The organism is Chitinophaga sp. (genome assembly GCF_035564935.1).
Taxonomy (GTDB): domain Bacteria; phylum Bacteroidota; class Bacteroidia; order Chitinophagales; family Chitinophagaceae; genus Chitinophaga.
Genome location: NZ_DATMTE010000007.1, coordinates 1 through 6,759, shown reverse-complemented (window position 1 = coordinate 6,759; position 6,759 = coordinate 1). Strand labels below are relative to the sequence as shown.

Annotated in this window: 5 protein-coding genes; 1 reads left to right on the top strand and 4 read right to left on the bottom strand. The window is 47.5% G+C overall.

Going from position 1 to position 6,759, the window contains the following annotated elements; genetic code table 11:
- Positions 1–379: DUF3471 domain-containing protein (locus VN105_RS00155; RefSeq protein ID WP_325636729.1), on the top strand; the 379-nt coding region annotated here is incomplete at its 5' end.
- 123 nt (positions 380–502) lie between these two features.
- On the opposite strand, the gene VN105_RS00150 is transcribed toward VN105_RS00155, so the two are convergent.
- From VN105_RS00150 to VN105_RS00135, 4 genes are all read right to left on the bottom strand, one after another.
- Positions 503–1,159 carry a GIY-YIG nuclease family protein gene (locus VN105_RS00150; protein WP_325636727.1) on the bottom strand — a complete coding sequence of 219 codons (657 nt, stop codon included), beginning with the start codon at positions 1,157–1,159 and terminating at the stop codon, positions 503–505.
- Positions 1,160–1,280: 121 nt separating this feature from the next.
- On the bottom strand, positions 1,281–2,951 hold the full coding sequence (locus VN105_RS00145; protein WP_325636725.1) for a hypothetical protein: 1,671 nt from the start codon (positions 2,949–2,951) through the stop codon (positions 1,281–1,283).
- A gap of 9 nt (positions 2,952–2,960) precedes the next feature.
- Positions 2,961–5,789: a S8 family serine peptidase gene (locus tag VN105_RS00140; RefSeq protein WP_325636723.1), complete on the bottom strand. Its 2,829-nt coding sequence runs from the start codon at positions 5,787–5,789 to the stop codon at positions 2,961–2,963.
- A gap of 150 nt (positions 5,790–5,939) precedes the next feature.
- Positions 5,940–6,692 carry a CHAP domain-containing protein gene (locus tag VN105_RS00135; RefSeq protein ID WP_325636721.1) on the bottom strand — a complete coding sequence of 251 codons (753 nt, stop codon included), beginning with the start codon at positions 6,690–6,692 and terminating at the stop codon, positions 5,940–5,942.
- Positions 6,693–6,759: the final 67 nt, after the last annotated feature.

Genomic DNA, 6,759 nt, shown 5'->3' with positions numbered 1-6,759 from the left:
ATTTTTAAGAAAGAAAGATGACCGCATTACCGGGATGACTTCAGAAGCGGCCGGGAAAACAAATATATTTATCCGGACCAATACCCGGCCGACTAATCTGTATGCAATAAATATATCGACAGCATTGCTTGAAAAATATGTTGGGGAATACCAGTTTCCGGATAATTTTATCCTGGTAATTACCAGGGATGGAAACCGGCTGTATGGGAAAGGAACCGGCCCCCGGCAAATCAGGCAGGAAATAGTGCCCTATGATACATGCAGTTTTTTTGCAAGGAATTTAGATGCCCGGTTGATATTTCGCCTGGATGAACACGGTGCTGTTACAGGATTAACAAAAATTCAGAACGGTGAATCTGTGGCAAAGAAAATTGAATGAAGTAAGCGCGGATTGTATAGGGTAACATTATGCAACCGGTTAAAGCAGCACAACCACTGTTTGTACATCATACATTGATTAAAGCGTTATACCACCGGTTGTAACAGCCCATTAATTGTAACATCAGTACAACTGGTTACGCAATATTCTTTTGATCATTTGTATCGTGGAGCGGCTGATCTGTCCTTTATATTTTTGAAGGATAGTACTTTCACTAACGCCATCGCTCAGTTCGTTCACCACCCGCAGCCATTTGCCAAGGAACTCGGAATTGGGCGTACGGTATCGCATCAGTCTCCTTACGGTTTCAATAACAGATTTGCTGACAGTGCCTTCATGCAGTTCAAAAACCTCGTCGTTATTAAGCCCCAGTTTAATATCGTCGGCAATCCTGGAATAATCCTGGAGATATTTTTCATTGGCTTCCATTACCTGTAACAGGGGATTGTCGCTGAAGGCAATACCGGCGTTTTTCCTGCGCTGGTTCTGTAAGGCATGCAGGGCGTAGTTACGGGCAATATTGTCGCAAATGATGAGATCATCTTTATTAAGTTCAAACCACTCACCTTTCACCCGCTTGTGTTGAAAAACGATGTGAAGGCTTTCCTCCAGGGCGGTCATGTTCAACGCTTCATACTGCCTGATAACACGGAACATCACAGGCAGGTGGGTATGGTAAGCCGCCAGGCGCTTATGCAGATCCTGCGTTTTACCAATCTTATACAGGTTTTTACCTGTATTCAGAATGTATACACACTTACCAATTTGTACTTGCTCCATGAGGTGTTTGCGCGCTTGCTGATGATAATTAAAGTATCAATTTACGATTATGATTGTTATATACAAAATGGAATAATTATGTTGATTTTTAATGTGAGATGAAAGAGTAGCAATGCCGCTGCTATTCTGCCCAATTACTCAGGTACCTTGCAGTAAAATCCAAACCATTCGTATACATGAACTTCCCTGTCACCTCGTCCAGGTAATCCATATCAAGCGATCCGTCTGCATTATTGTAACGGAGTGAGCGTGCATTATTATCATCTCCCGTATTCAGATATTTATCAGCAACAGGCAAATATTTTTTTAATCCTGCCGCCAGGTCAGATAATTTCAGGATATTATCCATCCGGTTAATGGGGTTGATAAGGCCATCGAAATCAGAGCCAATACAGATATGATCCCATGGCGAAGTGCCCGGTTCCCAGCCTATACCGGCATTTCCAACCCTCACGGCGTAAATTATATGAAGGCACAACAGCATCAGGTGCCGTTCCGCCCTCGATGGAATACTCAGGAAGTCAAATAATTTTTCTGCCCCCGGCAGCTGGCCATCCCTGAAAAGCTTCTCCCATTCCTCTTTAGCAATATATTCAGGATCGAAATATTCCGGGCGACTGCTGTCTACCATTTTTTCTGCACCCAGGATACGCTGATCAAGACTGATCCCTATCATGCCGCGGGAGCTCATGATCTCTATAATTTCTTCATCAAATAAATTGATGGTCCAGGGATTGCCATACAAACCGCTGTTAATACTGTCGTTTGTTTTCCCGATTTTCCGGTTTTCAGATTCTACTATACATACAAATGCACCATCCTGCTGACCGGTGGTAGACCGGAATTGTTTTTTAGTAAGATAGTTATTCAGTGATGTAAACGTGAAGCCGGTATGCGACGTGATAATGGGCAGCCTGTTTACTGCAGGGGCTTCATTGATCAGCGATTCCCGGTAACGGTAGAAATGAAACCGTGTATACACGCTCATATGTTTCAGGTCAATAAGCACAGGCCGCTTTTCATGCAGCAATGCCTGTCTCACTACTTTCTTTCCCAGCTGGGTGAGGCCCAGCCCTGCTTTAGGCATAAAGTCCTCGCTGCTGAAGGCTATCTGCGCCTGTTTGTTAAGTCCCTGTGCAAATCCACCCAGTGGTTGTTCGGGGATATAACTCAGGTGACACAGGTTAATGCTGATAAAATCCAATTCACTGTTATCCTGTATGTCTTTCAGGTTCAGCTCCGGCGTCCGGGATAACGCAGTGCCCCGGATAGGTACATCAGATAAATTGTGGCCGCCTTCTATGGAAAAGACCAGATACCGTTGCTGGTTGTCATTTTTCAGGATGTCTGTTATTTGCTGACGGGTTTTGCCTTCCCAGTCTTTCCTCCCGGTATATTTAATATGATAGGGCGCCTGTTCCAGCGTGGCCTTACTATCCAGGTACATTTTAACCTGTTGCTGAAATTCGGCATAGTAGCTTGTTTTCCCGTCTTTTGTTTTGTTTACGATCTCTTTGTTCAGCGGTAGTATATGGGAGAAATCGATGCCAAGAACATGCAATATCCTGCGGGCAAAGGCATGTTCCAGGCTGATGATGGAAGCTACTCCCAGATAGAGCTGGCTGTCTTTCACCTGGTCGGGCGACGACTGGCTGTTAAACGGTCCGCCGAAAAGATCATTCAGCAAACTGGCGAGGCCGGTTGTTTTAACCTGTTGTGTTATGGGGGTACCATTGCTGAGATAGTGTTTGAACAGCAAATGGAAATGGAAGTCGAATATTTTGTTTGTCATGGGGTCACATTATTTAGCGGCATTTTCTAAAATAGACTGAACAGTATTAAACCGTTGGAGCAAATCGGGATAGGTAGCAGGGGCGGTGCTTTCATAGGCAGTTCCCGCTTTCCCGAAGGTGGCGCTTTCCAGCATCCGCGCACTGTCCGACAGCGGTGCCGCAACAGCAGCCAGCGATTCCTGGTTGCCTCTCCTGGTACCAAAGATGGCGTTGTGGAGTTTATTCCAGTATGTTTTTACTATTTCAGCATAGCCTTGTAATGAATTGAGGAAAGCGCTTTCGTTCCAGCCGTTGTATTGATTGTTCAGCTTATTGGCTGCTTTGGGAGGTGTATTTAACAATTTTTCTGCGTTGAGAATACCGCTGCCAAAACCTTTCGCCGGCAGTTGATCGCTTTTCCGTGCCGAATCCCTCAATGCCTGCCGGAAGGCTTCCACCCTTTTCCATCCTGCGTATTCGGGGGCCCTGAGCTGATCCTGGTATTTTGCCAGCCAGTATGCCGCCGCAGCTGCCACATGAGGAGTGGCATAGCTGGTGCCATCGCCGTAGGCAAATCCTTCTTTATGATCGGCTTCCGCCTGCCAGATGGGCACCAGTACATCTTCTCCCGGTGCGGTAATATCTACGGTATCTCCCCTGGAAGATCCTGTCCACTCCCTGTCGAGCGGATTGGAAGCAGCTACTGCAATGGTGCCGGGAAATACGGCGGGCGCCACCACTGCCTGTACGCTGTTACCTGCTGCACAACACCAGATCACCCCGCTTTCGTAAGCCTTTTTAGCCAGGCGGGCGGTGGTAAGCGTGGGAGGAATACCCATGCTCATGGTAATGATATCAAAGCCTTGTGCAATGGCGGCATCTAATGCTGCAGCAAGCTGTTGCTGCCTGTTGATGATCACAACGGTTTCGGCTATACGGAAAGGAACCAGCTTGTAATTATCCGGCGTCAGCAATCCGCAGTTACCGTTACCTGCTGCCGGCGAATAGTCGTGACCAATTAACAGGCTGCCGGTACGTGTGCCGTGACCGGGTTGTTTTCCCAGGGCTACGGTGCGCAGGTCAAGTGCGTTGCTGGTGTTGTTGAGGAAGTTGTAATCATTGTCGGTATCAAATGCACCTGCTACTTTGGAATGATCGGTATAACCGGTATCAAACTGCACTACACGGATCCCTTTTTCATGTGGCGATGCGGGCGTAGCGGGTGTTAGCAGTATTTTATCAAACCCGGTAGCATACCAGTTCCAGCGCCGGTATTCTTCCGTTTTTCTACCGGAAACAAATTTACTGATAGCGGTAACCATATAATTTTTCAGGAACAGGTCTTCGTTGGGGGTACCATACCCGTCGTCAAACAGGAAGGCCGATTCCGTTGGTCCGCCGCCTTTCCTGATCACATTGGCGGTATCTGCATTGAGGTATAATGGCAGATCTGCTTCTGCATAAAAGATGCCCGGTACCTGTGTAAGTTTCGCTGCTTCCTCGTGAGGGTTGCCACTGAAGTTGGTGCTGAAAGTAAACAGTTCTTCTTTACCCGTAACAGCTGTAGCTGGTGTGAGCAACGATAATTTTACCGCCGGTGGATATTTTACAGATAGTACCGCTTCTATCTGTGATACTGTTTCAGGTTTATTCAGCGCAGATATAATAAATGTTGTGGGGCTGCTGATATTGGCAGGTGATGGCGCATCCATAGTATTTTCTTTGGGAGATGAAGTAATATCGGGAATATTGGAAGAAGCTTTGCTGTTGTTTATCGTGGCCGTGGTAACTACATTGTCAACGCCGCTCCGGATGCTGTCCTGGTCCGGTAAGGCCTGCTTCAGTTGCGGCGCAATGTTGTCGGTATCTTTAAGCAGTGCCCGCCGGCCTTTTTCCATATCGGGACTTAAAGTAGCTTCACGCACGGCGCTTACAATTACGCTTACTTTAATTCCTTCATTGCCGATCCAGTCTATTTCGTCGTCCGGGGTTTCCGGCGTAGCCAGCTGGCCGTTTCGGGTAAGCACCCTGTTCTGGTCATCTGTGCGGGAAAGGCCGCTGTGATGTAATGCAATGATTTCACAGGTACCCACTCCGAACACCGGAGAACCGCTGCTGCCGGGCAGTGTATCCGATTCATATACAAGCCGGGTTCCTGTTTCTGAGAAGAACCGTATATCTTTCAACACTACTTTTTTGGGTAGCCCGTTGGGATGCTGCACAATTACACAGGATTCTCCCTTGATGATCTTACCGATATTCCCATCAAGCCGTATAGGTGGAAATTGCGACAGTAGTTCACCGAAAGTGCCGGTAATACTTACTCCTATCAGTGTAAAGTCGAGCCCGCTGTTAAGGGTGGTTTTACTTACTTCCAGGCTGGAGGTCATAAAGAATTTGCGGGCGTCCAGTTTAAAAGAAGCGCTTCTTTTTAATGTTTTGGTAGTAGCGTCTACTTCATAGTTAAACTCCGCGGTCATGTCTGCTGCATCTGCGGCCGATTCAATCACATGGTGATTGGTAAGCAGTATATCTTCTGTTACAAGGAAGCCGGTGCCGATGGGAGAGCCGCCTTTCAGGATGCGGCATACTGCCTTCGACATTTCAGATAAACGGTCCAGCACGTATTTGTCCTGGAAGTCGGTAGTGCCGGTAATCCGCTCCAGTGCGGTTTTCACCAGGGGCGTGTTTTCGCGGGCCACCCGGTATTGCACGCGGGCAGGGTTATCTTCCAGTTGTACCAAAGGCTGATTGGCCTGTCGCAGTGCATATAACTTTCTTTCGGCGGCTTCAAACTGGGGCTGGCGGTCACCGAAGCGATTGGCTACTTCCTGGATAACTTTCCAATGAGGTATCATTTTTATGAGGGTGTTTTTGGGGGCTGGTATGCTCGATTTTCCTTAATGAATTTAATCAAAAAAGAAAAAATAAAAGATTAACTTTTTTAGTGAGATGAATAACGCGGAATTTCCCGGATGGCAAAACGAAGCTATCCGGGAAGGGTAGCGTTATCCATAAATAATAAATCCTTTCTCAATAGAATTTATCTTCCTGAACGTTATCCGGAACACCCCAATGCCGTTACTGCTGCCGTTGGGATTGCTGTTGCCTTCAATGGTTTCAATGAAGCCGCCGTTTACGGCAGTAACAATGCCGGTATGGCCAAATCCGCCGCCATGGCTTTTAATGAAGATACTGCCCGGAACTATCAGGGCGGGATTGTTCACCGCTTTTGCAGTGGTCACTTTTACCGCATTGGTCCGGTTCCAGTGATCAAGGCAGCCTGCGGTTTTTACAACAGGGTTAGGGATGCCCAGTTCTGCCGCAGCCTTTTTGAAGCACCAGTATACAAAGGCGGCGCACCAGTAATTGCCCGGAGGGGTATTGGTACTGGCAAGATAGGCTTCCACCTGTGGCCCGCGGTTGCTGCCCGGCGGCACTTCCATTACGCCGATCTGGCTTTCGGCTACTTTAATGGCTTTCGCAAGTAAGGGGGCGGGCGCTTCATGTGCTTCCGGTACGCCGTCGTCAAACAACACCTCCCAGGTAATGGCACCTACTTCTCCGTCTGCAATAAGGGGATTGCCAAACCGGTCGCGGTGCATGGCCTGAAACTGCTTTACAGCCGATACGGTTTTAGGGCCAAAGGTACCGGTACCCTGTAAGGCGCCGATGCCCAGCTCAATAAGTCGTTGCTGAATGGCTTTCACGATCAGGCTGTTTTTTTCGCCAGCTTTAATTACTTTGTTGGGGTAGTTCATAACAATCAATTTTGGGGTAAGAAAAATTATATACAATGGTTTAAAATGTTACTGGTATAATGGGGTT

Bases quoted from the DNA above. Each gene is read 5' to 3' on its own strand.
- VN105_RS00150 (WP_325636727.1), bottom strand. From the start codon at position 1,159: ATGGAGCAAGTACAAATTGGTAAGTGTGTATACATTCTGAATACAGGT.
- VN105_RS00145 (WP_325636725.1), bottom strand. From the start codon at position 2,951: ATGACAAACAAAATATTCGACTTCCATTTCCATTTGCTGTTCAAACAC.
- VN105_RS00140 (WP_325636723.1), bottom strand. From the start codon at position 5,789: ATGATACCTCATTGGAAAGTTATCCAGGAAGTAGCCAATCGCTTCGGT.
- VN105_RS00135 (WP_325636721.1), bottom strand. From the start codon at position 6,692: ATGAACTACCCCAACAAAGTAATTAAAGCTGGCGAAAAAAACAGCCTG.